Genomic DNA, 1,957 nt, shown 5'->3' with positions numbered 1-1,957 from the left:
CGGCTCGTCGGCGGCGAGCACCGCGTCCCAGTCCGGCTCACCGCCGTCGAGGTCGGCCAGCAGGAACCGGTCCGGGTGCTCGGACTGCGCGCTGCGCACCAGGCCCCACACGGCGGCCTGCGCGATGTCGGGCGCCTGCCCGTCCAGTGCGACGGCGCCGCGGGTGGCGACCACCAGCCGGGTGTCGGTCAGCCACTCGCTCGCCAGCCAGCGCCGCACCAGGAGCAGCGCGTGCGCGGTCGCGGCCTGTGCCGCCTCCGCCGCGCCGCCCTCCGGGGTCTCGACGGCGGCGACGACCGCCGAGGGCGCCGTGGCCCCGTCGGCCAGCGCCTGCTCCAGCGCGTCGAGGTCGGCGTAGTGGCCGTCCGCGCCCGTACCGCTCGTCCCGCTGGCACTCAGGTACACGACCTGGCGCGGCCCGGCGGTGTCCTCGGCGGTGACCGGCGTCCAGTCGACCTGGTACAGCGGGTGCTGCCTGCCGCGCTGGGCGCCTTCGATCCTGGCCTGCTCGACCGGGCGTACGGCGACGGACCTGACCGACACGACCGGCATTCCGGAGTCGTCGACCGCGTCGAGCCGGAGCGAGGAGTCGCCGGTGGCGACGGCGCGGACGCGCAGCCGCGAGACGCCCCGCTGGTCGAGCCGGGCGCCGGACCAGCTGAACGGCATCTTGTGCCGGCTGTCGTCGCGGTCGGTCAGCAGGATGACGCCGCTTTGCAGGGCTGCGTCGAACAGCGCCGGGTGGATGCCGTAGCCCTCGCCGCCCGCGCCGTCGGGCAGGGCCACCTCGGCGTAGGTCTCGTCGCCGTCGCGCCAGGCGGCGCGCACGCCCTGGAAGACCGGGCCGTAGTCGTAGCCGAGGTCGGTCAGGTGGGCGTAGAGCGCGTCGACGGGCAGCGGCTCGGCGTCCTCCGGCGGCCATACGGCGGGCCACGGGGCGGCGGGCTCGGCCGCGGCGGCGAGGACGCCCCGCGCGTGGCAGGTCACGTCCCGCTCGCCGTCCTCGGCGCCGGTCTCCGGGCGCGAGTAGATCGCCACCTCGCGGCGGCCGTCGTCGTCGGCCTGTCCGACGGTGACCTGGAGCTGCCGTACGGCGCCGTCCTCAAGGAGCAGCGGCGCCTCCAGCACCAGCTCGTCCAGTACGGGGCTGGCGGTCCGCCGCCCGGCGGCGAGGGCCAGCTCGACCAGCCCGGTGCCCGGCACCACCATGGTGCCGAGCAGGACGTGCTCGGCGGCCCACGGGTGCGAGTCGGTGGACAGGCGGCCGGTGAACACCCACTCGTCCCGGTCGCCGACGGAGACCGCGGCGGCCAGCATGGGGTGGTCCATCCGGCCGAGTCCGGCGGCGGTGGCGTCGCCGGTCCCGGACGTCGGGGCCAGCCAGTACCGCTCCCGCTGGAACGCGTACGTCGGCAACGCCACCCGACGCGCACCCGTCCCCGCGTAGAACACCGACCAGTCCACCCCGACACCAGCCAGGAACACCCGGCCCAGGAAACCGGCGAAGGTCTCCACCTCCGGCTTACGCGCCCGCAGCGCGGCCGCGAACACCACCTCGGTCTCGTCGGCCAGGTCCTCCAGCGACTGCCGCGCCATCGCCGTCAGCACACCATCCGGACCCAACTCCAAGAAGCGCCGCACGCCCAGACCCTGGAGCGTGCGCACACCGTCGGCGAAACGGACCGCCCGCCGCACATGCCGCACCCAGTACTCCGGATCCGTCAGCTCGGCCGTGACCAGCTCACCGGTCACGTTCGACACGACCGGAATCCGCGGCTGCTCGAACCGCAGACCCTCCGCCACCCGGCGGAAGTCCGCCAGCATCGGCTCCATACGCGGCGAGTGGAACGCGTGCGACACCCGCAACCGCGACGTCTTACGGTCCCCCCACAGCGGCAGCCACTCCTCGACAGCATCCGCATCACCGGAAACCACCACCGCACGCGGCCCGTTCACC

1 protein-coding gene is annotated in these 1,957 nt (G+C 74.9%); it reads right to left on the bottom strand.

All coding sequences use genetic code 11. The features are described 5' to 3' along the window. The coding region (locus RKE29_RS29635) for a polyketide synthase dehydratase domain-containing protein (protein ID WP_312008802.1) at positions 1-1,956 on the bottom strand (1,956 nt) is incomplete at its 3' end. Position 1,957 lies beyond the last annotated feature (1 nt).

The sequence above is a fragment of the Streptomyces sp. B1866 genome (assembly GCF_031932565.1).
Classification (GTDB): domain Bacteria; phylum Actinomycetota; class Actinomycetes; order Streptomycetales; family Streptomycetaceae; genus Streptomyces.
This window is presented reverse-complemented; position numbering and strand designations above follow the sequence as displayed.